The organism is uncultured Granulicatella sp., assembly GCF_963528195.1.
Taxonomy (GTDB): domain Bacteria; phylum Bacillota; class Bacilli; order Lactobacillales; family Aerococcaceae; genus Granulicatella.
Genome location: NZ_CAURVN010000004.1, coordinates 13,245 through 38,977 on the forward strand (window position 1 = coordinate 13,245; position 25,733 = coordinate 38,977).

The following is a 25,733-nucleotide window of genomic DNA, read 5'->3' on the forward strand; positions in this document are numbered from 1 at the left end:
CTGTCTTAATTTTTAGCAATGAGACAGTGTTAGCTGGCTGCTTGCGACCTTGTTACTACATAGTACAGTCTATATATTATTAGATTATATAAGGTTATGTAAAAGGATAAAATCCCGATACATAGCCTTTTTTAATATATAAAAAATATTTTAAAAATCAGACTAAAGTCCGAGTGTTTTATTATTGACTTACTTTGACCAATATGATAAATTATACATGTGGTTAGCACTCGTCTTAGTCAAGTGCTAAAGAGAGGTGACCAAAATGTTAACCGATAGACAATTGCTAATCTTACAATCGATTATTCAACTATATACGGAAACATTAGAACCAGTTGGATCAAAAAAGTTGATGCAGCAAACGGGTTTAGCAGTTAGCTCTGCAACCATTCGTAATGAAATGATGAAACTAGAAGAGATGGGATATCTTGAAAAAAACCATTCCTCTTCAGGAAGAGTTCCATCGAATCAAGGGTATCGTTATTATTTAGATAATATTCTACCCGTTCAGAACAGTCCAGTTTCATTAAGTATTCGAAATCAAATCCGTGAAACTTTCCAACAATCGACCATGGAAATTCAAGATGTCTTTAAAGTTTCGGCAGATATTTTGTCGACACTGACGAATTACACAACAATTTCCATTGGACCCGAAGTAAGGAGTGCTACATTATCCGGATTTCGACTCGTTCGACTAGGGCTAAACCAAGTGATGGCGATTTTAGTCATGAGCAATGGTTTAGTTGAAAATAAAGTTTACTCGATTCCAAGTGCGATTGATGATTCCGACTTAGATAAAGTCGTTCGAATCATTAATGAGGAATTGATTGGCTTGCCACTAGAAACAGTTCTCCAACGTTTGAAGTCTGATTTACCAGCTTTAATGAATCGATATATGAATTCTCAAATTCAAATTGTTAAAGTGATTCAAGATATGATGAACCAATTTGAACAAGATAGACTCCATGTTGCAGGAAGAAGATATTTATTAAACTACTTCGACTCACATGCCAATGTCCATCATTTAAAAGAAATTTATCGATTAATGGATGACCAATCGAAGATGCACGAATTAGTGATGCCTTCTAACCGAGATATCCAAATTCGTTTAGGGTCTGAGATGGATGATCCATTATTAGGAGAATTTAGTATTATTACAGCAAGCTATGAAACTCCAAAACACGATAAAGGAATCATTGCTTTATTAGGACCTAAAAATATGCCGTATTCGAATGTCCTATCGATTGTTAAAGGATTACAAGAAGAGCTCACAACAACAATGGAGCAATATTATAAAAATTTATAAAAGGAGATGGAAGCTTGGAAACAAATGAAGAAAAAGACGTTCAACAAACTCAAAAAGTAGAAGAAGAGAAATCTCCTGAAGTAGAAGAGTTTGAAGAAACTGTCGAAGAAACCGAAGAAGTTGAGCCTTCTGTTGAAGAAAAATTACAACAAGAAGTTTCTCAATTAAATGACCAAGTATATCGCTTATCTGCAGAAATTGCGAATATTCAAAAAAGAAATGCAAAAGAAAGACAAGATGCAGCGAAGTATCGTAGTCAATCTCTAGCACAAAACTTATTGAATGTCATTGATAATCTAGAAAGAGCGATTGCCTCACCTAGTGAATCAGAAGAATCGAAAAATCTTAAAAAAGGGATTGAAATGGTATATGAAGGTTTCTTATATGCCTTAAAAGAAGAAGGTATTGAAGAAATTGAAGCATTAAATCAACCATTCGATCCAAATAAACATCACGCTGTTCAAGCAATTCCAGCTGAAGAAGGACAAGAAAGTGATGTTGTTGTTCAAGTATTTCAAAAAGGCTACATGTTGAAAGACCGTGTATTAAGACCAGCAATGGTTATCGTCTCTCAATAAGCCAACTAAAAAATTTAAAATTAAAATTATAGGAGTGTATGAATTATGAGTAAAATTATTGGTATTGACTTAGGAACTACAAACTCAGCAGTTGCTGTATTAGAAGGAAATGAATCTAAAATTATTCCAAACCCAGAAGGAAATCGTACAACACCATCAGTTGTAGCGTTCAAAAATGGTGAAATTCAAGTAGGGGAAGTTGCAAAACGTCAAGCTGTAACAAACTTAAACACTATTTCATCAATTAAACGTCATATGGGTGATGCATCATATAAAGTTGAAATCGAAGGTAAACAATATACACCACAAGAAATTTCAGCAATGATCTTACAATACTTAAAAGGCTATGCTGAAGAATATTTAGGAGAAAAAGTTGAAAAAGCAGTTATTACTGTACCAGCTTACTTCAACGATGCTCAACGTCAAGCAACTAAAGATGCAGGACGTATCGCAGGTTTAGAAGTAGAACGTATCGTGAACGAACCAACTGCAGCAGCTTTAGCATACGGTTTAGATAAAGTAGACCACGAAGAAAAAATCTTAGTATTCGACTTAGGTGGTGGTACATTCGACGTATCTATCTTAGAATTAGGAGATGGCGTATTCGACGTATTGTCAACAGCAGGAGACAACCACTTAGGTGGGGACGACTTCGATAACAAAATTATTGAATTCTTAGTTGCTGAATTTAAACGTGATAACGGAATTGATTTATCTCAAGATAAAATGGCAATGCAACGTTTGAAAGATGCTGCTGAAAAAGCTAAAAAAGATTTATCAGGTGTAACTTCAACACAAATTAGCTTACCATTCATTACTGCTGGTGAAGCTGGACCATTACACTTAGAAGTAACACTAACTCGTGCTAAATTCGACCAATTAACATTAGATTTAGTAGAACGTACAAAAGAACCAGTTCGTCGTGCATTAAGCGATGCAGGTTTATCAGCAAGTGAAATCGACCAAGTTATCTTAGTTGGTGGATCAACTCGTATTCCAGCAGTTGTAGAAGCTGTTCGTAAAGAAACTGGTAAAGAACCAAACAAATCTGTAAACCCTGACGAAGTAGTAGCAATGGGTGCTGCAATCCAAGGTGGAGTTATCTCAGGTGATGTGAAAGATATCGTATTATTAGACGTTACTCCATTATCATTAGGGATTGAAACAATGGGTGGTGTATTTACTAAATTAATCGATCGTAATACAACAATTCCAACAAGTAAATCACAAGTGTTCTCAACAGCTGCAGATAACCAACCAGCAGTAGATGTTCACGTATTACAAGGGGAACGTCCAATGGCAGCAGACAATAAAACTTTAGGTCGCTTCCAATTAACAGATATCCCAGCTGCACCTCGTGGTGTGCCTCAAATCGAAGTAACATTTGATATCGATAAAAACGGTATTGTAAATGTTCGTGCAAAAGACTTAGGTACTGGTAAAGAACAAACAATCACAATTAAATCTTCATCAGGTTTATCAGACGAAGAAATCGAACGCATGGTAAAAGATGCAGAAGCGAATGCTGAAGCAGATAAAAAACGTAAAGAAGAAGTAGATTTACGTAATGAAGTGGATCAATTAATCTTCACTGTAGATAAAACATTGAAAGAATTAGAAGGCAAAGTAGATGCTGAAGATGTTAAGAAAGCTGAAACAGCTCGTGATGAATTAAAAGCAGCTGTAGAAGCAAATGACTTAGAAGCAATGAAAGCTAAACGTGACGCTTTAAATGAAGTTGTTCAAAACTTATCTGTAAAATTATATGAACAAGCAGCAGCAGCTAGTCAAGCAGCTCAAGGAGCAGCAGGAGCTGAACAAGCAAGCTCTCAACCACAAGATGGCGTAGTAGATGCTGACTTCGAAGAAGTACAAGACTAATATAGAGCAAGTAAGAGTGGGAGAACTTCTTCCACTCGCTCTTTTGTAGAATGATATGATAAGGAGGGATAATGGTGGCAAAACGTGATTTATATGAAGTACTCGGAGTCTCCAAAGATGCCTCCGATGCAGATATTAAACGAGCTTATCGTAAATTATCCAAACAATACCATCCAGATATTAATAAAGAAGCTGGAGCGGAAGAAAAATTTAAAGAAATAGCAGAAGCTTATGAAATTTTAAGTGATAGTCAAAAACGAGCTGCGTATGACCAATATGGTCATGCTTCATACGATCCAAACTCAGGATTCTCTGGTGGCGGTTTTGGTGGCGGTTTTGAAGGCTTTGGTGGTTTCGGAGGTCAAGGATTCTCTGGAAGTTATACAGGTGGATTCGAAGATATTTTCGATACATTCTTTGGTGGCGGCGGTGGTCGTCGTGGAAATCGTGCCAATATGCCACGTCAAGGGGCAGATTTACAATATGTCATGGACTTAACATTTGAAGAAGCGATTTTTGGTAAAGAAGAAGTGATTCATTACCATCGTAATGCAGAATGTGAAACTTGTCATGGTACTGGTGCAAAACCTGGTACAGATCCTGTGACATGTTCTAAATGTCATGGTTCAGGTGTGATCAATGTTGAAAGAGCAACACCATTTGGTAGAATGATGTCTCAAACAACGTGTGATGTCTGTGGTGGTACTGGACAAGAAATCAAAGAAAAATGTGAGACTTGTCATGGGCACAAACATGTAGAAGAAACGCATAAAGTGAAAGTAAAAGTCCCAGCCGGTGTAGAAAATGGAAATCAAATGCCATTACGTGGACAAGGGGAAGCTGGAGAAAATGGCGGCCCTTATGGTGACTTATATGTGATTTTCCGTGTTGGTAAGAGCGATACGTTTGAACGTGAAGGGGCAGATATTTTTTATGAACTTCCAATCAACTTTGCTCAAGCTGCATTAGGAGATGAAGTGGATGTTCCGACTGTTCACGGCAAAGTGAAATTAAAAGTTCCTGCGGGAACTCAATCTGGTACGGTTCTTCGTTTAAGAGGAAAAGGTGCGCCTAGACTTCGTGGTAATGGAATGGGTGATCAGCATGTTACAGTACGTGTTGTAACACCTAAGCATTTAACGGACAAACAACGTGAGGCGATGCAGATTTTCGCAAAAGAAGCGGGTACTCATGTTGAAGGTGAGGGAACTTTCTTCGATAAAATGAAGGATGCTTTTAAGGACAGTTTTAAATAATACATTAAATTTTTGAATGACTTCCTGTCATAGTAGTATTAGGACGGCAGCAGACCTGCGGTCTCATGCCTAAACTTTGAGCCTAAGGTCTCAAAGTTTCCTATAAGATAAGCCAAGTGGGCTTATCTTACTCATACTACTATAGGAAGTCTTCTTTTTTTGTTCATTTTATGATTTTTTTCACAAATATATTGTATTTCCTTAATAAATCCATATAATTATAATTAGAAGGAGGACAGCGTTTTCAAATTTTATTTTAAGAATTACGAAACAAGAAGATGATTAGGGGGAGTTAACAATGAAATGGTGTAAAATTATAAAATTTATTATATTAGCATTACTTGTCTGTTCGGTTTCTCTTTTATCAAGTTGTTCAAAAGAAATAAAATATGCTATAAATCCTTATACGAACCTAACAGTTGATTCTGAAAATGATGAGAGCGATGAATTGTTATTTGAACGAGAAGGCGAAATAGATTCAACTTATCTAGAAAGAGCTAAGCAAGTATTTTTAGTAGACTATCCAAAAGAAGAGAAGGAACAATTAGTCGGTAAGACGATTACGATACGTGAACCATATACTCTTTTTAACAATAATAAAAACGTTTCTTTTCACTTTATGGTTTATGTAGAAGATGAGCCTTATGCTTATATTGGTTTAAGAAAAGTTGATAAAGATAAGTTTTCTACCTCATTTATGCAAGCGAAATTTTTGCCTGAGAGATTTCCGATGAAACATGGGTGTTATCGTTTTACAGCGCTTGATAATGGAATGCATATTGAATCTGTGAAGTATGATTCAACAAAGGAATATGGAAATTTGAATAATGTAGTTTATACTTTTGATCCAACAGAATTGTAATAGTTTTCGAATGACTTCCTGTTATAGTAGTAAAGGACGGCAGCAGCCTAGCAAATGCGAGTCTCATGCTTAGCCTACTACTATAGGGAGTCTTCTTTTTTTTGCATAAATTTTCTTTTTCATTGTTTTTCTGAAATTATTCTGAAGAGGGTACTCTACAATGAATTTATAAAGAGTATGAGGAGTGATTTTATGGAAAAAAATATTGAAATTAAGAATTTATGTAAAGTATATGGAAATATTACCATTTTAGACGATATAAATTTTGTAGCAAAGGAAGGGAGAGTGACTGCATTTTTAGGTCCAAATGGAGCAGGTAAAAGTTCTACCTTAAGAATATTATTAGGATTAGATCAAGCAACTTCGGGTAGTGCAACAATTGCAGGAATAAACTATAAAGATATCCGTAATCCTTTATTTGTTGTAGGAGCAACTTTTGATGGACTAGGATCACCTAGTGATCGAACGGTTTATCAACATTTAAGAATTGTGGCAGCCTCTAATGGAATTAAAAAAAGTAGAATTGATGAAGTATTAGCAGTAACGGATATTGCCCATAAAAAGCATGAATCCATTGGACATTTATCTCTTGGGGAGACACAAAGGGTTAGTCTTGCAACTGCATTACTAGGAAATCCACAATTTCTGATATTAGATGAACCGACAAATGGATTAGATCCTAGCGGTATTCGTTGGCTAAGAAATTTTTTAAAAGAACAATCTGAAAAAGGGAAGACTATCTTATTATCTTCTCATATTTTGTCAGAGGTAGAAGCTGTTACGGATGATGTAGTATTCATTCATAAAGGAAAAATTATTGCAAATGGAGAATTAAAGAAAATTATGAAGGATACGGTAAGTCTAGAAGAAGTCTTTTTCAACCTTATTCAAGAAGGAGGAAAAAAAGATGAAGTTATTTTATAGTGAATTATTAAAGATTACTTATTCCAAACTTTTCAAAATTGTTTTGCTAATCCTTTTTATCGTACAACCATTTTTTGCTTATCTTGGTATAAAAGCAGTTTTAGAAATAGGGTTACACGCTACTCCTGAGAATACAGCTATTTTGGCAGAAGCGATTCCTCCGATTGAATATTTAGGATTTGATACAGTTATGTTAGGAGTGATGCCAATGATTATTTTGGGTGCTGTTTATGGTGGAAATGAATTCAAAAATCATCAACTGCGAACTACTCTACTAGCTAATAGTAATAAGAAGAGATTATACTTTTTTAAATTAATAACGTTAACACTTTTATCAGCTATCCTTTCATTTCTATCGATTATAGTTACCATTGAAGTGGCTCATTTTACATTAGGAAATTTAGGACTAAGTGTTTTATTAAGTTTTAAAGTTTGGTACTTTATTTTATTGGCGATACTAGCATGGGTAAGTCTCACGATTTTATCTTACTTTATAGCTTTTCTATTTCGAACAGCTATTGCTAGCTTATTATTTTTAATTCCTCAAATTTATAATGTTGGGGAGTTTCTCTCTACTCATTTTGTATGGGGAAAGGTTCTTCCGGTTGCTTTAGGAAATAGCTTCATTGCATCATCGGAAATTAGATTCTCACCTCATCCATTTTGGACAGCTACTTTATTATTCCTTTGGGTTTTTATTTTTGGGCTAATTGCTTATTGTCAATTTAAAAAAAGGGATGTAGGAGGGAAATTTTAATGCTAGGAAATCAGATAAAAAGTGAATATTTAAAAATAATATATTACAAAGGATTATCGGTAACGTTAGTATTTTCTATTTTATTTCTATTAGCAATGTTACTGGCATTAAATCCTTCTTTTCTAATGATTAATGGAGATTTTATAGTGACACAGTTTTTGCAAAGTATCTATTTAGCGCAAACAATTTTTGCAGTTTTTTCTGCGGTGTTTTGGGGAAGAGAGTTTCTTAAAAGTTCTTTAAGGACAAGTTTATTATCGACCTCTAGTCGTGTGAAATTTTTTTGCATTAAGGTAATCGTAACTTTGTTATCGATTTTATGCTGTTTTTGTATAGCTATTGGAATAGGAATTGGATTAGTATCGTTTTATTTTAAATTTCAATTAAATCCAGAATTTGTAAGTTTACTATTGTCAAAACTTATTCCACCTATAATTGCTACGATTCAAATTAGTATAATTACATTCTGCTTAACGATACTTATGGAATCGATGGTTTCTTCTTTAACAATTGTATTATCCATGATATTAGGACTAGGGCAGTTATTATTACAATATTCTTCTATGATGAATGTACTTCCTGTATTGGTGACTATGAATAGTTTTTCTATCAAAGAAATTTCTATCTATCCAACTGTTACAGAAGGACTTTTCCTTCAATCATTATGGACAATAGTTTTTATTGGATTAGCCTATTACCATTTGCATCTAAAAAGTGTAAAATGAAAGCAAGATAGGAGTGTTGGGGTATGTCATATAAAATTCTAGTCATTGATGATGACGAATCTATTTTAAGATTAATCAAAAATATATTACAGTTAAATAATTATGATGTTACTACTAGAAATGGCATTGAGGAAGTAAATATCTGTGACTTTGTCGACTTTGATTTAATATTATTAGATATTATGATGCCACTAGATGGCATAGCGATTTGTAATGAAATTAGAGAACAGATTAAAGCGCCAATTCTTTTTATTACGGCTAAAGATATGGAGGAAGATTTAGTGAATGGATTGTTAGCAGGAGCAGATGATTATATTACTAAACCATTCTCAGTAAAAGAGTTTTTAGCAAGAATTAAAATGCATCTTAGACGTGAAGAACGAAATAGACAAAATGGTAAACGATTAGAATTTGGTTCGATTTTGATAGATATGAATTTAAAAACAGTTTTTGTTGAGGAAATTGAAATCAAATTAACGAACCGGGAATTTATGATTATACAGTTACTAGCTAGTCAAACCTCAAGAATATTTACCATTGAAGAAATTTATACTGTTGTCTATCCTAATAGTTCTAATACTCAATTTCGATCTATCTCTGAATATATGTATCAAATACGTTCAAAATTTAAACCCTACCACTTAAATCCGATTGAAACAATGAGGGGAGGCGGCTATAAATGGAAAATAAATTAAGCTTTAAACAACTTGTTCAAAAGACATGTCTTACCATTTTAGTAGAGTTTGTGATTGCTATTTTAGTATTGTACCTACTTCCATTATTGTCGATTTCTATTAAAGTCGCTGGTGAAGAAACAGCTCATCCTGTATTATTGAATATTTTTTCTTGGATATATATATGTATCGCTTTATTAGTAATTGTTAGTTTTAATATACGACAATTACTATTGCAAATTCATAAAGAGATGAATATTGTTTACCATCAATCCATGTGGTTAGAATCTAGTGATTTAACAGAATCATTAACGATTACAGAATTTATCGAAACGAATCAAAAAATTAATCAAATGCAACAACAAATCAAAGGGATGCTTGAAAAAGAACGACAACAAAAGGAAGCATTAGTGTTTAAAGTATCCGCAGCTTCCCATGATTTAAAAACACCATTAACTGTTATTCAAGGAAATTCTGAACTATTATCTCATTCAGCTATTGAAGAAAAATATCTCCCTTATATTCAAGATATCAATATAGCAAGCAATCGTATGATTGAATATATTAACCGATTACTATTGTATTCGAAAACTTTTTATGAGAACGAAAATGAATGGAAAGATTATTCCTTACAAGATGTCATCGAGTCTATTGAACAAGAAATCCATTATTTGCTAAAAGACAAAACTATTGTTACTTTCCAATATGATGAACAGCTAGATAAAAATACAACAGTTTATCTTCATTTGAATTATGTATTAAGAGCAGTGATGAATATGATGCAAAATGCTCTGGAATATAGCACAGCAGATAAAAAAGCAATAAAGGTTAATGTACAATACGCTTATCAGCAGTTAGTGATTAGTGTTTGGAATAATGGTTCCCATTTAACTGAAGAAACATTACAACATGCAGATTCATTATTTTATAGGAAAGATAAAAATCGAAAAATGAATGATTCACATTTTGGGATAGGACTAGCATTTGTTAAAAGGGTGTCAGAATTACATCATGGAACATTAGAAATTAAAAATGAAGATGATGGAGTGAAAGTAACGATTAGTGTTTATACAGGAAAAAAATAAAAAATAGTGACATAAATTTTTTTATCGTTCTAAATTAGAATAAAACGATTTTTTTCACAAAGATATTGTATTTCCCTAAAAAATCCATATAATTATAATTAGAAGGAGGATAGCGTTTTCAAATTTTATTTTAAGAATTACGAAACAAGAAGATGATTAGGGGGAGTTAACAATGAAATGGTGTAAAAATTTAAAATTTATTTTATTAGCATTACTTGTCTGTTCGGTTGCTCTGTTTTCGGGTTGTTCTAAAGAAATAAAATATTCTCCAAATCCTCATTTAAATGTAATAGTAGATTCCGAAAATGATGAAAGCGATGAATTATTATTCGAACTGAAAGAGCCATTCGATATGTCTTATGTAGAAGAAGCAAAACGATCTTTTCTTGATTTTTGTGATGAACAAGAAAAAAAAGAATTACAGGGAAAGACTGTAACAATTCGAGAACCATACAACATCTATAATACTCAATCTGAAAATCCGGGATTTCATTTTGTAGTGTTTGCCGACCAAGAACCTTATGCTTATATTGGTGTTTCAAAATATCCTAATGGTAAATTTTATGGTTCATATGTAAAAGCTGCAAATTTCCCTAAATGGTTAACAATGAAAAAAGGCTGTTATCGATACACTCTTATTAAGAATGGAAAAAAAATTGAATCTGTTAAGTATGATTCAGCGAAGAATTATGGAAATATAAATTCAATTCTTTATACCTTTACTCAAAAAGAATTAGAATGAATCTAATTAGTTATTCGATTAAATAGGATAATAAAACAATTTATTAAAGGAATTAAGCAATGTTAGAGAGCTTGATTCCTTTTTTCGTTATAATTACGGAATTGTACATGATTTTTATAACAATGATAAGATTAAGAACTTTAATATTTTCAAGCAAAATAATCTTACAAACAACAGAGATATCTTGAGGGTATCTCTTTTTTTATATCGCTAAAATATGGTATACTACTAATAGTATGTTTACAGAATGGAGTGATAAAACGATGGATATGTCCAAAGTCATTGAACAAATGGTTGAATCGAAAGATGTCAAAAGAATTAGGGAATTATTCAACCAGAATTATCCGATCGATATTGCTCTAGGATTGGAAGAAGTAACCGATGAAGTGCTTAAAAACTTCATGTATACTATTTCCAATACACGATTAGCTTCTATTTTAGAAGTTAGTGACCCCGAACTTCAAATTCGAATGTTAGAAAAATTACCTTTCCGACGTGTAGGGTTATTATTCCAACAAATGTCTAATGACGATGTCGTGGATATTTTAGGAAATCTGCCAATTGGAATTCGTAAAAAATATTTGAATATGATGAAGGGTTCTTCTCAAGATGAAATTCAAACGATGTTAAAATATCCTCAAGATTCTGCCGGAGGGATTATGACGACAGAATTTATTTCCGTGAAGGAACATTTAACCGTTGAAGAAACATTGACGAAGTTAAGAGAAATTTCTCCAAATACAGAAGTCATTCATACAATATTTGTCACAACATTCCAAAATCAATTAATTGGTTGGATTGATATTCGTGACTTATTTACAAATGAATTAGATGTCAGTTTACACGATTTAATGCATACAAATATTATTTCTGTAGTTCCTGAAGAAGACCAAGAGGAAGTTGCTCGTCTATCTTCAAAATATGACTTATCAGTTGTACCAGTAGTTAGTACGAAGGGCGTTTTAATTGGGATTATTACAATTGATGATATCGTCCACGTTCTTCAAGAAGAGCATCATGAAGATATGCTTTTAATTAGCGGGGTTGAAGGAACAGAAAGAATTGGTGGCCCATTTATCGAATCTATTAAGAAACGGACACCTTGGTTATTAATTAATTTAATTACAGCCTTTATGGCTTCAGCAGTTGTTGGGATGTTCCAATCAACGATCGAACAAGTGGTTGTTCTTGCGGTTGCCATGCCGATTATTACGGGAATGGGAGGAAATTCAGCTTCTCAAACTCTAGCTCTAGCAATTCAAGAAATTGCATTAGGACAATTATCATTGGAAAAAGACAAAAAGTATGTTTGGAATGAAATTGTTTTAGGCTGTATGAACGGACTTATTACTGGAGTTGTAGCGGCACTTGCGCTATATATTCCTTATCAAAACTTTTATTTATCGATTATTGTAGTTTTAGCGATGGCAATGAATTTAATGGTGGGAGCGATTTTTGGGTTCTTTGTACCTTTAGTTTTAAAAGCTATGAAATTAGACCCAGCCATTTCATCAACCATCTTTGTAACAACGGCAACAGACGTTCTAGGATTTTTCTTTTTCCTAGGAATTGCACAAGTCTTTTTACCGTTATTAATTTAGATATGAAGGAGCTTATGAATGAATTTAGAAGAAATGAGAAAACGACAAGAGCGCATCAGAAACTTCTCAATTATTGCGCATATTGACCATGGAAAGTCAACTTTAGCCGATCGTATTTTACAAGCAACAGATACTGTAGCTGACCGTGAAATGCAAGACCAATTATTAGACTCTATGGATTTAGAACGTGAACGTGGAATTACAATTAAATTAAATGCGGTTGAATTAACATATGATGCCAATGATAGAACAGAGTACATTTTTCACTTAATTGACACTCCAGGGCATGTAGACTTTACGTATGAAGTGAGCCGTAGCTTGGCAGCCTGTGAAGGAGCAATTCTTGTAGTAGATGCTGCTCAAGGGATTGAAGCTCAAACATTAGCGAATGTGTATTTAGCGATTGATAATGACTTAGAAATTGTTCCAGTTATTAATAAAATTGACTTACCTGCTGCAGATCCTGAACGTGTGCGTACTGAAATTGAAGATGTAATTGGAATTGATGCAAGTGAAGCCGTTCTTGCAAGTGCTAAAGTGGGAATTGGAATTCCAGAAATTTTAGAACAAATCGTTCGTAAGATTCCAGCACCTACTGGGGACTTAGAAGCGCCATTACAAGCGTTGATTTTCGATTCAGTTTATGATGCGTATCGTGGAGTAGTCTTAAATGTTCGTATTCAAAACGGAATTGTAAGACCTGGTGACAAGATTCAATTAATGAGTAATGGAAAAACATTTGATGTTGTTGACGTTGGTATTTTCTCTCCAAAACCAATTAGTCGTGATTACTTAATGGTTGGGGATGTAGGATATATTACAGCTTCTATTAAAACAATCCAAGATACTCGTGTAGGGGATACTGTTACATTAGCGAATAATCCAGCAAGCGAACCGTTATCCGGTTATCGTAAAATGAATCCAATGGTTTACTGTGGTTTGTATCCAATTGATTCTTCTAAATATAATGATTTACGTGATGCATTAGAAAAATTACAATTAAATGATGCTGCGTTACAATTCGAAGCAGAAACTTCTCAAGCATTAGGATTTGGTTTCCGTTGTGGTTTCTTAGGATTACTACATATGGACGTTATTCAAGAACGTTTAGAACGTGAATTTGATTTAGACTTAATTACAACAGCTCCATCGGTAATTTACCATGTTCAAAAAACTGATGGAACAGAAGTAGTGGTTTCTAACCCTGCTGAAATGCCAGATCAATCAAGTGTTCAATCGATTCAAGAACCATATGTAAAAGCATCTATTATGGTACCGAATGAATATGTAGGAAGTGTCATGGATATTTGCCAACGTAAACGTGGTACCTTTGTAACGATGGATTACTTAGATGAATATCGTGTTAATGTGATTTACGAAATGCCTCTATCTGAAATTATTTTTGATTTCTTCGATTCATTGAAATCAAGTACAAAAGGATATGCATCATTAGATTATGATTTAATCGGATATCGTGAAAGCAAACTAGTGAAGATGGATATTATGTTAAATGGTGAAGTTGTCGATGCCTTAAGTATTATCGTTCATAAGGACTTTGCTTATAATCGTGGTAAAGCCATTACGGAAAAATTAAGAACATTAATTCCTCGTCAACAATTCGAAGTGCCAATTCAAGCAGCAATTGGAAACAAAATTTTATCTCGTACAAACATTAAAGCACTACGTAAAAACGTATTGGCGAAATGTTATGGTGGGGACGTTTCTCGTAAACGTAAGTTATTAGAGAAACAAAAAGAAGGTAAGAAACGTATGAAACAAGTGGGATCAGTTGAAGTACCACAAGAAGCGTTCATGTCAGTGCTTAACCTTAACGAAGAAGAGAAATAGCATTTTAATAAACTTTTCTATTGTAGCAATGGACGGCAGCAGACCTACGGTCTCATGCCTAAAAATTGAGCCTAAGGTCTCAATTTTTCCAGTAAAAGAAGTCTTTCTAGACTTCTTTTACTCGTGCTACAATGGAGAGTTTTTTTATTTCCATTCATTTATGACAATAATATATTTCTTCCATTTGAATTTCTTAAAACGTACACAATAAGTCAGCTAAAGCTGTCTCATTGATAATACTACGGTAAAAAGTCATTTTTGTAATTATCTATTTAAAAATATTTTTAAATAACTCTTGCATTTTGATTTCAGAAGGAGTATTATCTATTTAAAGAAAATTTTAAATAGAAAGAGATGATTATATGTCTGTAAATGATATTTTGTCTGCATTATCGGATGAAAACCGTCGTAAGATATTAGAAATTTTACGACAGGGACGAACGAATACTGGAGACTTAGCACAGAGCTTACAAATCACACCACAAGCATTGTCGTATCATTTAAAAAAATTAAAAAAGGCAGATTTAATTTATGAAACAAAGGAAAAGAACTTTATTTATTATGAATTAAATTTAACCGTTTTAGAAGAAGCAATTGTTTGGATGAATTCAATTATTGGAGGAAATTAATATGTTAGTAGAACAAAGAAAGATTTATTTATTAGATGTCATTTTAACCTTTTTACCTATCTTACTTGCTTTATGCGTTGTTTGGTATGCTCCTGAGACAATCGTATCTCGTTTTGATTTGGAAGGAAATGTTGTCGCAACAGCTTCACGTTGGACAATTCTGATATTACCAATCCTCATTCTATTATTTTCAGGTTTGATGAAATGGATTGATGATAAAGAATTAGTTGGAAGTCAAAATAAGGAAGTTAGCCGTTATATTTTTAGACTCACATTATTATTGTTTAATGCTATTGCCTATTTTCAATTTGTCTTAATTTTGACAGGAGTTAGCATAGGTACACAAAAGGTACGTTTTCTTGCATTTCTTATGGGATTATTTATGATATTCATTGGAAATGTTAGTCCTAAAATCAAAGAAACGAATAAACACTTTGGGTTCCGTGTTCCATGGATTATGAATAAAGATGAAGCTTTTCGAAAAACACAACGATTCTTTGGATTTGCGAGCATGGTTTCTGGTGTAATCTTTATCTTAATTTCATTATTTGCGGGGAACAAATTAGCATTGTTTCTTGTAAGTATTGTTTTAGTACTAACGATTGGCATTACTATGGTGTATTCGTATAAAATTAGCAAATAAAGTATAAGTGACTTTTCTTCGTAATAGTTTTGGGTAATATTCTCAATTACTACGGAGAAAAGTCTTTTTTACATTGCTTTTTAATTTAATGAGCAGTATACTATCTGTGAAAACGATAACAACTTAAAGAAAGGAGATTATGATGCAAAAAGGGCAAAAATTATTAATCGGTATTTCTATTGTAGTAGGAGTGATATGTATTGAATTAAGTATGTATGTCATTCCTTTTATAGAAGAAGTTAAGGACTTTGAATTCCCTATGTTTGTCGTAGGTGTTATTCTTTGCATCATCTCCATTATTTTTGGAATTAGACATCAAAAAAGTTAAGGAGGGTAGAAGAATTGGGTTACAATCATTTATTTAACAGTAATAGGGGGAGTCTTTATGTTAGGAAAATATAGAGTAGTTAGTATTGTATTGTTAAGTATTTGTTTAGCTTCTTGTGGTCAACAGAAAAATACACAAGAAACAACGGTTCAAGAAAGTGTTACAACGGTGGAACAAAGTAAAACCACTAACTTTCAATTAGGAAAAGGAAGTAATCAGTTTAATACTGTTTCATTTAATGAAATGTTTAAGGACAAGAGTGTAGTCGCTCATTATGCAGATGAGTATCCAGACTTTATTCCGCAAATGTTATCAGAGGATGGAAAATTATACGGAAGTGTGGATCATGTTGGAATTTTGGAAATTGATTTAAAAACAAATACTCATTCATTGGTTCATGAAATGAGTGATGCAACAGTTTCCCATCAATGGGTTCGAGAAGTCGACAAAAATTGGGTATTTTTTGAGGAATATACAGACTCAAAAGAAAATGCAAACTTCTACTTATTGAATCGTACAACGGGTGAAGTTACAACTGTCAAAGAGAATGAAAAGATGCCACTAGTTCATCAGATTACAGCATTCTTTACAGAAGATTCGAAGTTAGTATTTAATATTGTTAAAGATAGTAAAGAAGATACATCTTTAAACACGCTTCATCAATTGGAAACAACAACGATGAAAGATAAAGTCATTGATCAAAATACTTTTTCACCGATTCAATTCAATGGAAAACTTTATTATATTCGCTATGATGCAAGTGCTAACCATTCAGAAGTTGTTCAATACGATATGAAGAGTGGAGAGAAAGAAGTAATGTTGACGCATCAAAGTGCAACAGAACATTTCAATCAATTATTTACGGACCAATATGAATTATATGTTTCACTAGGAACAGATTTGAAGAGTGGAACCATTTACCACGTCAATCAAGCAGAAAAGAAATATGATTGGGTGTATGGGTATACAAGCACAGGATTTATCCAACAAAATCACCTTGGATTCATGAGTTTCTCAGCAACTGATACTGAATCAGGACGATACAAAACACCTTATCGTTTGATTGACTTACAACATCAACATGAATATGACTATGATGGAAGCATGGTATTCCTATCAGAAAAAGGCATGGCATGGATAGCTTTCAAGAAAGATACAAAAGACATTCCAAAAGGTGAAACATTCCGAAACGAAAATTCAGAAATTCATTATGTTGAATTTGAAAGAAGATGAAAAGTGATATACAACTACAAGCTCCTAGAATGAACTAGGGGCTTGTTTGCACTATAAAGTTCTTTGAGGAAATTATTAGTATTAACTCTTGACTTTTGTTCTTAAAAACATTATATTTTAAGCACGAAAAGGTGGTGTTAGTATGAGTAAAAAAGAATTATTACTTGAAAAAATAAAGGAAAACAATGGAGTCATTACTACTAAACAAGTTATTGAGTATGGTATTCATAAAGACGTATTAAAAAATATGGTTATTAAAGAAGAACTGGAAAAAATTGCTAATGGACTATATGGACTTCCTGGAGAAAGTATTGATGAATATTTATACTTTACACATCGAATTCCGAAAGGAATATTTTCTCATGAAACCGCAGCTTATTTACATGGATTTACTACAAAATTGCCATTTAGTTATGTTATGACAGTTGCTATAGGGGATAATGTCAGTCGTGTAAAGTCTGTAAAAAGTAATATACTATTCAAGTATGTTAATAAAGAGTTTTATAAAATTGGGAAAAGCACTTCCCTAAGTCCATTTGGTAGAGAAATTGTAGTATATGATAAAGAACGTACGATATTGGATCTTATAAAAGACAAAGATAGAGTGGATACCCAAGTTTTTACTGAAAGCATAAAAAACTACTTTTCGAATAAAGATAAAAATATTTTACGTTTATCAACTTATGCTATGCAACTAGGAATGGAAAATGAGTTAAGAGCTTATACAGAGGTGTTGTTATGAAGACATCAGAACAAATTAAAGGAGCAATAAGAAATATATCTAAGAAAACTGGTGTAAATGCAAATTCTTTACTACAAATGTGTCTGTTTGAAGGGATACTAGAGAAAATTTCTAAATCTAAATACAAGAATCATTTTATCTTAAAAGGCGGTTTGTTGATTTCTTCGCTAATAGGTGTTGAAATGAGAAGTACACTTGATATGGATACAACTATTAGAGGACTTCCAATGAATGAAGAGAATATCTCAAAAATCCTTCAAGAGATACTGGAAATATATATTGATGCAGATATTGTATATCGTTTAGTAAAATTAGAACGTATTAGAATAGAAGATTTCTATGAAGATTTTTCTGCTACAATATCTTGTAGATATGGAAAAATTAATACGAATTTAAATATTGATATCACAACCGGGGATATTATTACTCCAAATGAAGTACAATATTTTTATGAAAAAATTTTAGAGGAAGGTAGTATTTCAATTTTGACATATACTATTGAAACTATTATTGCTGAAAAATTTGAAACAATTTCAAGTAGAAATATTACAACTACAAGAGCCAGAGATTTTTATGATTTGTATATGTTATATAATCTTTATAAAAGTAAGATTGACAAAAATATACTCAAGGAAGCAATAACACTGACCAGTCAGCACAGAAATTCTTATTCTTTAGTATTGCAAAATAAAGAGATAGTAAAATTATTTTATCAAAGCGATTCTCTAAAAAATTTGTGGGCGAAATATGTTCAAAACAATTCATATGCTAAAGATATTTCTTTCAATGATACAATATCAATTTATGAAGAGATTGGTTCTATTCTTGAAAATAATTAAGAAAAGAGGAGTAGGAATGAATAAGACTAATGCAATTGGTAGTAATTGGAAAGAGATTCGAAAAGAACTATTCTCACAAGAAGAAATTCATAAAACTGATGAAAGAGTTGCAAGTATTCGTAAAAAATTGAAGAAAAAAGAAAGAACAGCAAAAAAGATTAGAAATGTCCATGAGTATTAATTCTGATTAATAAAATGGAATCTATATAAAGTAATTATTAGTATCAACTCTTGACTTTTTTTCTTAAAAATATTAAGTTTTAAGTACAAAAAGAATTATTAATTGAAAAAATAAGGAGATAAGTAGTTATGAACACCGTACTTTGTATATACAGTTTAATGTTATGTATGTTAGCATTTTTTGCTTATAAAAATGAGTTAGGAATATCTATTACTTCAATTGTACTAGTTGTATTGTTAACATTTTTTGCAGGGATTCATCTGTTTTATACACATATCATTATTAAAGTAGTAATTTCCTGTTTGTTGTTATTGGTTTCGTTCATGTTTTTTGTGGATAGAAGGAAGAGTCTTAAGGAAGTACATTTGTCGCATCATATTATTAGATTACTGCTTCATTTAGTTTTAATATTTAATTTATGGGTAGTTTAGATTTAAAGAAAAGAAGAGTAGAAATGAATAAGACTAATGCAATTGGTAGTAATTGGAAAGAGGTTCGAAAAGAACTATTCACACAAGAAGAAATTCATAAAAGTGATGAAAGAGTTGCAACTATTAGTAAAATAATTGAAGAAAAAAGTAAGAACAGCAAAAAAGATTAGAAATGTCTATAAGTATTAATTTTGATTAATAAATTGGAATCTATATAAAACAAGCTCCTAGAACGAACCAGGGGCTTGTTTATGTTATTGGTAAGTCTTTTGCGTATGCTTCTTTAGCTTCAGATAGTGTCATTATATTAGGGCCCCATCAATATTCGTTTCACCAGTATTTTGCCAATGGCAGGTATCGCATATATCGTAAGTTTCAACTAGATTGCCACAAACGGGGCAATGAACGTGCTCCCAACCGTCAATGAATATTAATTCCTTTTTTCATTCTTACTCATCATTATCACCCATCAATAGATTTTGGACTTCTATAAACTACTTTTTTAATGTCATCGATTGTAATAGTAATCGTATCCCAGTCTTCAGGAGAGTCTCCAATATCAGCTATAAACGTATCTTCACTTAACTTATCTAGAATTGCTGCTGTTTGTCCATCTTTTAAAAGAACAGTATCAAATTCTTCTATATGCATATTAACACTACACTCATACGTATTTTCAGGGTTATTAAATCGTAAATATGCAAATAAAGCACTGTAAAACATTAGCTGTAGTACCAATTGAAAAATAAGAATTTTAACTACACCATGGCATTTCCCACAAAGCGCAAAAATAACAAATCATAGAGGCATCTACTGAGAAGTAGGTGTCTTTTTGCATCATTCATTGAAATCAAACATCGACTATGTTAACGTTAAGGTACTAACAAATTTAAAGGAAAATGACATGAAAAAGAAAACAACAAGCATCATAGAAGAACAATTACAACGACTAAACCGTTCCCCATTATTTGCCATCTCCTTAAGTGGAAAGGAATTATCTCATTCTAATTTCTGGGCATGGTTATTAGAACAAGAAGTCGAAGGAAAACATCCATTTATCGAAGTATTTATCCCTGATTTTTATCAAAATGGATGTACCTTCATATCAGTCGAAAGAGAAAAGAAACATGTGGATTTAACGATTACTTATAAAAACAAAGCCAATGAAACAGAAGTACTGATTATTGAAAACAAAATCAAATCTATTCCAACAAAAGAACAATTGATGAGATATGAAGAAGAATTAGGAAAACAAGACTTAACGATTACAGGAATTCTAACAGGATTATACGCCTCATTAGATATCCGAGATCTAGGAAAATGGTCATTCTTAAGTTACCAAGAAATTGCTAAACGTATCATAAATATCCAAGAACAATATCCAACAATGGATTTTGCAGATTATATCAGACAATATGCAGAGGATATCGAAGTACTCTATGACTTATTCCAAAGCAAAATGGAGCAAAATAAAGGCAAATACATTATTGGAGACAAAGACTTAGAAAAAATCCGCTATTCTGATATTTATGTAAAACTTAAAGGATCAGAATTCATGGAAGAAATTAATAAACGACTCAACTTTGAGAATTATAAAGAATGGACAAAACCAGTTTGCGGACTTAGTTTCAATCATAAGAAACCAACTCTCAGTATCGTGTTTTCTCAAAGAATTTATGGAGATCCAACAAAAGAAATTGGAATGATTGGTGTACAAATAGAAGGAGAACAATTCAGAATTTATGGAGGAGCTTCGCAAGAAGGTGATTATCACGAGAAAACAGTGATTGATAAATTATACAATTGCGATTACTTCAAGAGAAATTTTTCATTAGAAATCGCAAAACAAGGTCGTACTTCTAAAATGAGAAATAACTATTGTAAGTATGGAAATGTTGCAGCTAAATATTGCCATTGTTACCAATACTGGAAAATAGAGGATTTTAGATATGATGCTATTATTGATGAGTTAATGAAGCAAATGAAAATTGCAGAAGAGAAGATTATGGACGGCTTGACGTTTTCGGAGTAGAAGACGGCGTGAGCCGTTTTTTGTGTAAATAGGAATGATTAGTTAAATGTATTAATAGCATAAGTAATCAACTTAAAAAACACTATATATTGTACTATGATTGAAAATTAAAACAATATAATGTATGATATTTGTGTAAAAATATAAATTCAAGTAGGTGACATATGGGTGAAAAAGATATAGTAAAAACTATTCGTAAATTAGCAATTACTAAACAACTTAATTTTTTAATTGGATCGGGAGCTTCATTACCAGCTATTCCATTAATGAGTGATTATAGTGTAGAAAATAGGAATGATGCTTTACTCAAGAAGGTTATAGAAAAGAGTAAAATAATTTTAAGTGGTGAGGAAGCAATACAAAATGATACTGATATCTTAGAAACTATTCAAAATTATGAACGTTTTATATTGAGTATTATACAATTACTAAATTATTCAAATTCACGTCAAACTCCAAAAAATATAAATATATTTACAACAAACTATGACTTATTTATTGAAAAAGCGATAGATATTCAACAACAAAAAAACTATTTCGTATTTAACGACGGAAGTCGAGGATATTTTAATCGTATATTGGATAGTTCAAATTATAATAGCACTGCTTCATATAAAGGATTAAATGATAATTATATTAATGAAATCCCTTGTATATCGTTAATTAAGCCACATGGATCTGTAAATTGGGAAAAATTTCAATATAAAAATTCGAAATTTATAAAAGTAAATAATTTTGTTCCAGATAATCCAGTTGTTGTACCCCCTACCGGATATGAACAACAAGAAACTTTTTTAAATGATCATTTTCATGAGATGTTAAGAGTATTTCAATTGGAACTTGATAAACCTCAGTCTGTTTTATTTGTTATTGGGTTTTCATTTCAAGATAGTCATATTGCCAAAATGATACGAAGAGCATGCTTAAATCCTGAGTTAATGATATATATATTTGCGTATAATATCGAGGATAGAGTAAAAATCATGAAAAATTTAAATTATATTTCTGAAAATTTAAATTGTAAAATCTTAATTCCTGAAGATTTTGGAACATTATATGAAAATTCTATTCCATGTTTTACAATAAAAAATTTAACAGATTTACTAAACATCGGAAAAAATGAGGATGATTTTAATGATTGATATTTCAAAGAAAATTGGTGTTATAGTTGCTGTTGATGGAGATTCATCACAAGTTGGTATGTATAGTTTAACCAATGATGTTGAGTATATTTGGAGAGGGGAAATTTTAACAGGACCAAGAGTAGGTGCTTATTTGACAATTAATCAGAATGATATAAAGATTATAGCTTCAGTATCTAGTGAAAAAATGATTGATACTCAAAATAATGTTAAAAGTGAAGTTTTTGATAATAGATTTAGTAAGGGATCAGTAAATAGAATTTTAACTTTAAAGACAAAAGGTGTTATAGAAGGAAATAAATTTACAGTAACAAGTAAATATTGTCCAATGATAGGAAATGAAATTTCAATAACAACAAAAAAAGAATTAGATATTATTTATGGAGTAGAAGCAGTAGAAGATTCGATTTCCATTGGAACTTCAATTCTTGAAAATCAGCCGATTCATATCCCAATTAACAACTTTTTTCCTTCTCATATTGGAATTTTTGGAAATACTGGTAGCGGAAAATCAAACACATTGCATAAATTATATTTAGAATTATTTAGATCAAAATATAAAAATATGATACTACAGACTTCACAGTTTTTTATTATAGATTTTAATGGAGAATACACTTCTGAAAATATGTTTGGAATAAACCAAAATAACAAGTGTGTATTTAATATCAATACCAGAGTATATGATAGAAGTGATATGTTACCTATAAAAGAGGAATATATTTTAGATCCAGAAATTCTGTCTATCCTTTTTGATGCAAGACCTGCTACACAGGTACCATTTTTAAGACAAGCTTTAAAATTATATAAAGAAGTTACTTCTCGTAGCAAGTTTAATTTTGGTAATTTTGTTACAGGGACACTAAGAAAAATATTAACCTCAGGTAATTCTATTCCACAAGATAGCTTGGATAATTGGATAGAAACAGCTAAAAAGTATTCTGATAATAATGATGATATTTTTTCAGAAATAGAAAAAATTCAATTTAATTCATCTAAAAATAGTTACTATTATAAATGTGAAGAATTTATATACTTTAACTCAGGAAGTAAAGATTCGATTCCAGATTCAAGTTTAGAAAAAATCAAGCTAAATAGAATAATTGAAAAACTAAATGAAAAGTTTACTGAATCTCAAAATTTAATTGATCGTTTGTTAATTTTTTTAGATTTTCAAAAAGAACATCGAACAGCATGGGATAAAGTAAATAGAGAACACTTAATACCATTATTCAATAGAATTTATTCATCACTTGATAGTTTAAAAAAGGTTGTTTTAGTTACACCAGATATATCAGATTCTTTTAAGGGTGTAAATATTATAAACCTTATAAATGCAAATCAAGAAATTAAAAGATTAATACCAATGTTATTATCTAAAATGATTTATGATGAACAAAAAAAATTAGTTTCTAGTAATGTAGTAAATAATACTAAGCATCTTATTATAGATGAAGCTCATAATATTTTAAATTCTGAATTAAAAAATATAGGAGATAGTTGGCAAGATTATAGATTATCTGTTTTTGAAGAAATCATTAAAGAGGGAAGAAAATTTGGCTTTTATTTAACTTTATCTAGTCAGAGACCAGCAGATATTTCGCCTACTATTATGTCTCAACTTCATAACTATCTTATTCATCGGTTAGTGAATGAAAAAGATTTGAGAATGTTAGAAAGTACCATACCCACACTAGATAAGACATCCTATAATATGATATCAATGTTAGGGAAAGGGGAAGCTATTTTCACTGGAAAGGCTATAAAAATACCTGTGTTTGTTAAAGTTGAAAAAGAAAATCAAATTAGACCAAATAGTGATGATGTTGTTTTAACAGATATTTGGGCAAATGCTACTCAAGTAGAAGATTGGAAAATAAAATTCTAGTATCTTTTATAAATATTATTTTAAAAAGAAATCTCTATGAAATAATTTTATTACTAATGTTAAATATGGAGGAATAAAATTTTAAAAGGAACAACATATAGATGACGACTTTCTAATTCCACTCGGGAAATTGAAAATGAAATTACAACAAAAATAATATGGCGTCGTCTGGGAACAACATGAAGAAGAAGTAGATGTTAAGAGGAAAAATTTTAGAAAAAAATAATGCACTGGAGTTTATTTCAAATTCATTAAAAATGGAGAGGCGAATAGAATGATTAAATATTGTAATTATTCTAGTTGTTAATTTGAGATGGCTATTAGTGTAGCATATAGTTCTTTATTTAAATTTAGGTGGTGATTTTTTGAGTCGTAATAAGATTGAATGTAAGTTATGTCATAAGTTATTTGATTTTGATGAAATGAGTGAAGAACATTATCCAGCTAGGAGTGTTGGAAACGAAGATATTGTTTTGTTAGATATTATTAAAATGATAGATTTTTTTCAGACTGATGGAATGAAAAGATTTGAAAAAAGATATCTGCAAGGAGAAAGTATAGGACAAATTTCTGATGATATTTTTGACAATGAATTATCTCTGCCACTATATCCAAATGGACGTACTGCTAGAACACTTTGTAGAAAATGCAATACTTTTTTAGGAAAATATGATGAAGCGTATTTAAAGTTTTTTTTCTATAAATGGAGAACCAAAGATTGTAAAAGGCTTTAATAAAATAACTAAGCTTAAAATCATAAAATCAATTTTCGGAAAGTTTCTTTCTCTTCCTGAAACGATGGATGAGAAATTTGATTTTCTTGATTTTCTTAATGATGAATATGCTGTAGAGTATAGAGGAAAATGGAAGATATATTTTATAAAAAGAGATTTTAGCAGTGACATTATGGGAATGAGAGATATAGGTACAGGTAAATTAGAATTTAATGAAGGAGTGGTATACGAATTATCTGATGATAAGTTTATATTTAACCTTATGAATTTTGAGAAACATTCATGTTATGATATGACTAATTTATTTGATATTTTGAGAAAAAATTACAAATTGGTTACTGGTACTGGATCAAATGGTGGATACCATGCACAAGTACTACTTTCTCGTTTATTTAAAGAAATATATTGAATCTTAAGTTAATTACCTTTATTTGCTTCACTTTATAGAACCAAAAGTCGGCAATAGCCGTCTTTTTTTGCGCAATAAAACAAAAACTTCCATCTTAAAAGACTGGAGTTCCAAATTCAAAGAAACCAATTGCTTGTTTGTGACGCAAACATATGACGCTTACCTAGATAACGGCACGAGAACAAGACTTACTGTTGGTGAATGTATATTAGTACGTATTTATGAAAAAAACAAATATTAATTGAAATTATTTCATAAAGATA

The 25,733-nt window shown here is 31.4% G+C and carries 26 protein-coding genes and 2 pseudogenes; 26 read left to right on the forward strand and 2 right to left on the reverse strand.

The window, feature by feature from the left end:
* Positions 1-265 precede the first annotated feature (265 nt).
* The 21 genes and pseudogenes from hrcA to RWR88_RS02230 form a co-directional block, all read left to right on the forward strand.
* The gene (gene hrcA / locus RWR88_RS02130; RefSeq protein ID WP_314450417.1) at positions 266-1,306 is read left to right on the forward strand and encodes a heat-inducible transcriptional repressor HrcA; all 1,041 of its coding nucleotides are present in this window, start codon (positions 266-268) and stop codon (positions 1,304-1,306) included.
* A gap of 14 nt (positions 1,307-1,320) precedes the next feature.
* Entirely contained in the window at positions 1,321-1,884 is a 564-nt protein-coding gene (gene grpE / locus RWR88_RS02135) for a nucleotide exchange factor GrpE (RefSeq protein WP_314450419.1), read from the forward strand.
* A 45-nt stretch (positions 1,885-1,929) separates the two neighbouring features.
* Entirely contained in the window at positions 1,930-3,765 is a 1,836-nt protein-coding gene (gene dnaK / locus RWR88_RS02140) for a molecular chaperone DnaK (RefSeq protein ID WP_314450421.1), read from the forward strand.
* Positions 3,766-3,836: 71 nt separating this feature from the next.
* Entirely contained in the window at positions 3,837-5,021 is a 1,185-nt protein-coding gene (gene dnaJ, locus RWR88_RS02145; protein ID WP_314450422.1) for a molecular chaperone DnaJ, read from the forward strand.
* 298 nt (positions 5,022-5,319) lie between these two features.
* Positions 5,320-5,883, forward strand: coding sequence for a hypothetical protein (locus RWR88_RS02150; RefSeq protein WP_314450424.1), 564 nt, complete (start codon positions 5,320-5,322; stop codon positions 5,881-5,883).
* Between the two features lie 192 nt (positions 5,884-6,075).
* Positions 6,076-6,807, forward strand: a complete 732-nt coding sequence (locus RWR88_RS02155) for an ATP-binding cassette domain-containing protein (protein ID WP_314450426.1) — start codon at positions 6,076-6,078, stop codon at positions 6,805-6,807.
* The gene (locus RWR88_RS02160) at positions 6,791-7,564 is read left to right on the forward strand and encodes an ABC transporter permease (RefSeq protein WP_314450427.1); all 774 of its coding nucleotides are present in this window, start codon (positions 6,791-6,793) and stop codon (positions 7,562-7,564) included. Before RWR88_RS02155 ends, RWR88_RS02160 begins: the two co-directional genes overlap by 17 nt.
* Positions 7,564-8,289 carry a hypothetical protein gene (locus RWR88_RS02165; protein ID WP_314450431.1) on the forward strand — a complete coding sequence of 242 codons (726 nt, stop codon included), beginning with the start codon at positions 7,564-7,566 and terminating at the stop codon, positions 8,287-8,289. Before RWR88_RS02160 ends, RWR88_RS02165 begins: the two co-directional genes overlap by 1 nt.
* Before the next feature lie 23 nt (positions 8,290-8,312).
* Complete coding sequence (locus RWR88_RS02170) at positions 8,313-8,984, forward strand: response regulator transcription factor (RefSeq protein WP_314450432.1); 672 nt, start codon at positions 8,313-8,315, stop codon at positions 8,982-8,984.
* Positions 8,969-10,048: a HAMP domain-containing sensor histidine kinase gene (locus RWR88_RS02175; protein WP_314450433.1), complete on the forward strand. Its 1,080-nt coding sequence runs from the start codon at positions 8,969-8,971 to the stop codon at positions 10,046-10,048. Before RWR88_RS02170 ends, RWR88_RS02175 begins: the two co-directional genes overlap by 16 nt.
* A 172-nt stretch (positions 10,049-10,220) precedes the next feature.
* Entirely contained in the window at positions 10,221-10,790 is a 570-nt protein-coding gene (locus RWR88_RS02180) for a hypothetical protein (protein WP_314450434.1), read from the forward strand.
* A gap of 263 nt (positions 10,791-11,053) precedes the next feature.
* Positions 11,054-12,391 (forward strand): magnesium transporter, encoded by a 1,338-nt coding sequence (gene mgtE / locus RWR88_RS02185; protein ID WP_006702613.1) that lies wholly within the window; start codon positions 11,054-11,056, stop codon positions 12,389-12,391.
* Positions 12,392-12,409: 18 nt separating this feature from the next.
* Positions 12,410-14,239, forward strand: a complete 1,830-nt coding sequence (lepA, locus tag RWR88_RS02190) for a translation elongation factor 4 (protein ID WP_314450436.1) — start codon at positions 12,410-12,412, stop codon at positions 14,237-14,239.
* 362 nt (positions 14,240-14,601) lie between these two features.
* Positions 14,602-14,868, forward strand: a complete 267-nt coding sequence (locus RWR88_RS02195; protein WP_314450437.1) for a metalloregulator ArsR/SmtB family transcription factor — start codon at positions 14,602-14,604, stop codon at positions 14,866-14,868.
* Between the two features lies 1 nt (position 14,869).
* Positions 14,870-15,511: an SdpI family protein gene (locus RWR88_RS02200; protein ID WP_314450438.1), complete on the forward strand. Its 642-nt coding sequence runs from the start codon at positions 14,870-14,872 to the stop codon at positions 15,509-15,511.
* Between the two features lie 142 nt (positions 15,512-15,653).
* A complete protein-coding gene (locus RWR88_RS02205) occupies positions 15,654-15,839 on the forward strand; it encodes a hypothetical protein (RefSeq protein WP_314450439.1) in 186 nt (61 codons plus the stop codon).
* 57 nt (positions 15,840-15,896) lie between these two features.
* Complete coding sequence (locus RWR88_RS02210; RefSeq protein WP_314450440.1) at positions 15,897-17,072, forward strand: hypothetical protein; 1,176 nt, start codon at positions 15,897-15,899, stop codon at positions 17,070-17,072.
* Positions 17,073-17,214: 142 nt separating this feature from the next.
* Positions 17,215-17,814 carry an abortive infection protein gene (locus tag RWR88_RS02215; protein ID WP_314450441.1) on the forward strand — a complete coding sequence of 200 codons (600 nt, stop codon included), beginning with the start codon at positions 17,215-17,217 and terminating at the stop codon, positions 17,812-17,814.
* On the forward strand, positions 17,811-18,653 hold the full coding sequence (locus RWR88_RS02220; protein ID WP_314450442.1) for a nucleotidyl transferase AbiEii/AbiGii toxin family protein: 843 nt from the start codon (positions 17,811-17,813) through the stop codon (positions 18,651-18,653). Before RWR88_RS02215 ends, RWR88_RS02220 begins: the two co-directional genes overlap by 4 nt.
* Positions 18,654-18,669: 16 nt before the next feature.
* Positions 18,670-18,834 carry a hypothetical protein gene (locus tag RWR88_RS02225; protein WP_314450443.1) on the forward strand — a complete coding sequence of 55 codons (165 nt, stop codon included), beginning with the start codon at positions 18,670-18,672 and terminating at the stop codon, positions 18,832-18,834.
* A gap of 454 nt (positions 18,835-19,288) precedes the next feature.
* Positions 19,289-19,417, forward strand: a pseudogene (locus RWR88_RS02230) (transcriptional regulator); the annotation flags it as partial.
* A 97-nt stretch (positions 19,418-19,514) separates the two neighbouring features.
* On the opposite strand, the pseudogene RWR88_RS02235 reads toward RWR88_RS02230, so the two are convergent.
* Positions 19,515-19,696 (reverse strand): annotated as a pseudogene (locus tag RWR88_RS02235) (CPCC family cysteine-rich protein).
* A gap of 31 nt (positions 19,697-19,727) precedes the next feature.
* The gene (locus RWR88_RS02240) at positions 19,728-19,916 is read right to left on the reverse strand and encodes a hypothetical protein (RefSeq protein WP_314450445.1); all 189 of its coding nucleotides are present in this window, start codon (positions 19,914-19,916) and stop codon (positions 19,728-19,730) included.
* Between the two features lie 253 nt (positions 19,917-20,169).
* Here RWR88_RS02240 and RWR88_RS02245 point away from each other — a divergent pair, with 253 nt between their 5' ends.
* The 5 genes from RWR88_RS02245 (at position 20,170) to RWR88_RS02265 (ending at position 25,470) form a co-directional block, all read left to right on the forward strand.
* Positions 20,170-21,297: a PD-(D/E)XK nuclease family protein gene (locus tag RWR88_RS02245; RefSeq protein WP_314450447.1), complete on the forward strand. Its 1,128-nt coding sequence runs from the start codon at positions 20,170-20,172 to the stop codon at positions 21,295-21,297.
* A 164-nt stretch (positions 21,298-21,461) separates the two neighbouring features.
* Positions 21,462-22,439, forward strand: a complete 978-nt coding sequence (locus RWR88_RS02250; RefSeq protein WP_314450449.1) for an SIR2 family protein — start codon at positions 21,462-21,464, stop codon at positions 22,437-22,439.
* Entirely contained in the window at positions 22,432-24,327 is a 1,896-nt protein-coding gene (locus RWR88_RS02255) for an ATP-binding protein (RefSeq protein ID WP_314450450.1), read from the forward strand. The genes RWR88_RS02250 and RWR88_RS02255 overlap by 8 nt, the downstream gene beginning before the upstream one ends.
* A gap of 365 nt (positions 24,328-24,692) precedes the next feature.
* On the forward strand, positions 24,693-25,061 hold the full coding sequence (locus RWR88_RS02260; protein WP_314450452.1) for a hypothetical protein: 369 nt from the start codon (positions 24,693-24,695) through the stop codon (positions 25,059-25,061).
* A 64-nt stretch (positions 25,062-25,125) separates the two neighbouring features.
* Positions 25,126-25,470, forward strand: coding sequence for a hypothetical protein (locus RWR88_RS02265; protein WP_314450453.1), 345 nt, complete (start codon positions 25,126-25,128; stop codon positions 25,468-25,470).
* Positions 25,471-25,733 lie beyond the last annotated feature (263 nt).

What these genes read in the sequence shown, in the direction of transcription:
- RWR88_RS02240 (WP_314450445.1), bottom strand. Translation starts at nt 19,916, where the DNA reads ATGCATATAGAAGAATTTGATACTGTTCTTTTAAAAGATGGACAAACA.
- RWR88_RS02180 (WP_314450434.1), top strand. Translation starts at nt 10,221, where the DNA reads ATGAAATGGTGTAAAAATTTAAAATTTATTTTATTAGCATTACTTGTC.
- RWR88_RS02265 (WP_314450453.1), top strand. Translation starts at nt 25,126, where the DNA reads ATGGATGAGAAATTTGATTTTCTTGATTTTCTTAATGATGAATATGCT.
- RWR88_RS02255 (WP_314450450.1), top strand. Translation starts at nt 22,432, where the DNA reads ATGATTGATATTTCAAAGAAAATTGGTGTTATAGTTGCTGTTGATGGA.
- RWR88_RS02225 (WP_314450443.1), top strand. Translation starts at nt 18,670, where the DNA reads ATGAATAAGACTAATGCAATTGGTAGTAATTGGAAAGAGATTCGAAAA.
- hrcA (WP_314450417.1), top strand. Translation starts at nt 266, where the DNA reads ATGTTAACCGATAGACAATTGCTAATCTTACAATCGATTATTCAACTA.
- lepA (WP_314450436.1), top strand. Translation starts at nt 12,410, where the DNA reads ATGAATTTAGAAGAAATGAGAAAACGACAAGAGCGCATCAGAAACTTC.
- RWR88_RS02200 (WP_314450438.1), top strand. Translation starts at nt 14,870, where the DNA reads ATGTTAGTAGAACAAAGAAAGATTTATTTATTAGATGTCATTTTAACC.
- RWR88_RS02175 (WP_314450433.1), top strand. Translation starts at nt 8,969, where the DNA reads ATGGAAAATAAATTAAGCTTTAAACAACTTGTTCAAAAGACATGTCTT.
- dnaJ (WP_314450422.1), top strand. Translation starts at nt 3,837, where the DNA reads ATGGTGGCAAAACGTGATTTATATGAAGTACTCGGAGTCTCCAAAGAT.
- RWR88_RS02160 (WP_314450427.1), top strand. Translation starts at nt 6,791, where the DNA reads ATGAAGTTATTTTATAGTGAATTATTAAAGATTACTTATTCCAAACTT.
- RWR88_RS02165 (WP_314450431.1), top strand. Translation starts at nt 7,564, where the DNA reads ATGCTAGGAAATCAGATAAAAAGTGAATATTTAAAAATAATATATTAC.
- RWR88_RS02250 (WP_314450449.1), top strand. Translation starts at nt 21,462, where the DNA reads ATGGGTGAAAAAGATATAGTAAAAACTATTCGTAAATTAGCAATTACT.
- RWR88_RS02150 (WP_314450424.1), top strand. Translation starts at nt 5,320, where the DNA reads ATGAAATGGTGTAAAATTATAAAATTTATTATATTAGCATTACTTGTC.
- RWR88_RS02155 (WP_314450426.1), top strand. Translation starts at nt 6,076, where the DNA reads ATGGAAAAAAATATTGAAATTAAGAATTTATGTAAAGTATATGGAAAT.
- RWR88_RS02170 (WP_314450432.1), top strand. Translation starts at nt 8,313, where the DNA reads ATGTCATATAAAATTCTAGTCATTGATGATGACGAATCTATTTTAAGA.
- RWR88_RS02210 (WP_314450440.1), top strand. Translation starts at nt 15,897, where the DNA reads ATGTTAGGAAAATATAGAGTAGTTAGTATTGTATTGTTAAGTATTTGT.
- RWR88_RS02195 (WP_314450437.1), top strand. Translation starts at nt 14,602, where the DNA reads ATGTCTGTAAATGATATTTTGTCTGCATTATCGGATGAAAACCGTCGT.
- mgtE (WP_006702613.1), top strand. Translation starts at nt 11,054, where the DNA reads ATGGATATGTCCAAAGTCATTGAACAAATGGTTGAATCGAAAGATGTC.
- RWR88_RS02220 (WP_314450442.1), top strand. Translation starts at nt 17,811, where the DNA reads ATGAAGACATCAGAACAAATTAAAGGAGCAATAAGAAATATATCTAAG.
- RWR88_RS02215 (WP_314450441.1), top strand. Translation starts at nt 17,215, where the DNA reads ATGAGTAAAAAAGAATTATTACTTGAAAAAATAAAGGAAAACAATGGA.
- RWR88_RS02245 (WP_314450447.1), top strand. Translation starts at nt 20,170, where the DNA reads ATGAAAAAGAAAACAACAAGCATCATAGAAGAACAATTACAACGACTA.
- dnaK (WP_314450421.1), top strand. Translation starts at nt 1,930, where the DNA reads ATGAGTAAAATTATTGGTATTGACTTAGGAACTACAAACTCAGCAGTT.
- RWR88_RS02205 (WP_314450439.1), top strand. Translation starts at nt 15,654, where the DNA reads ATGCAAAAAGGGCAAAAATTATTAATCGGTATTTCTATTGTAGTAGGA.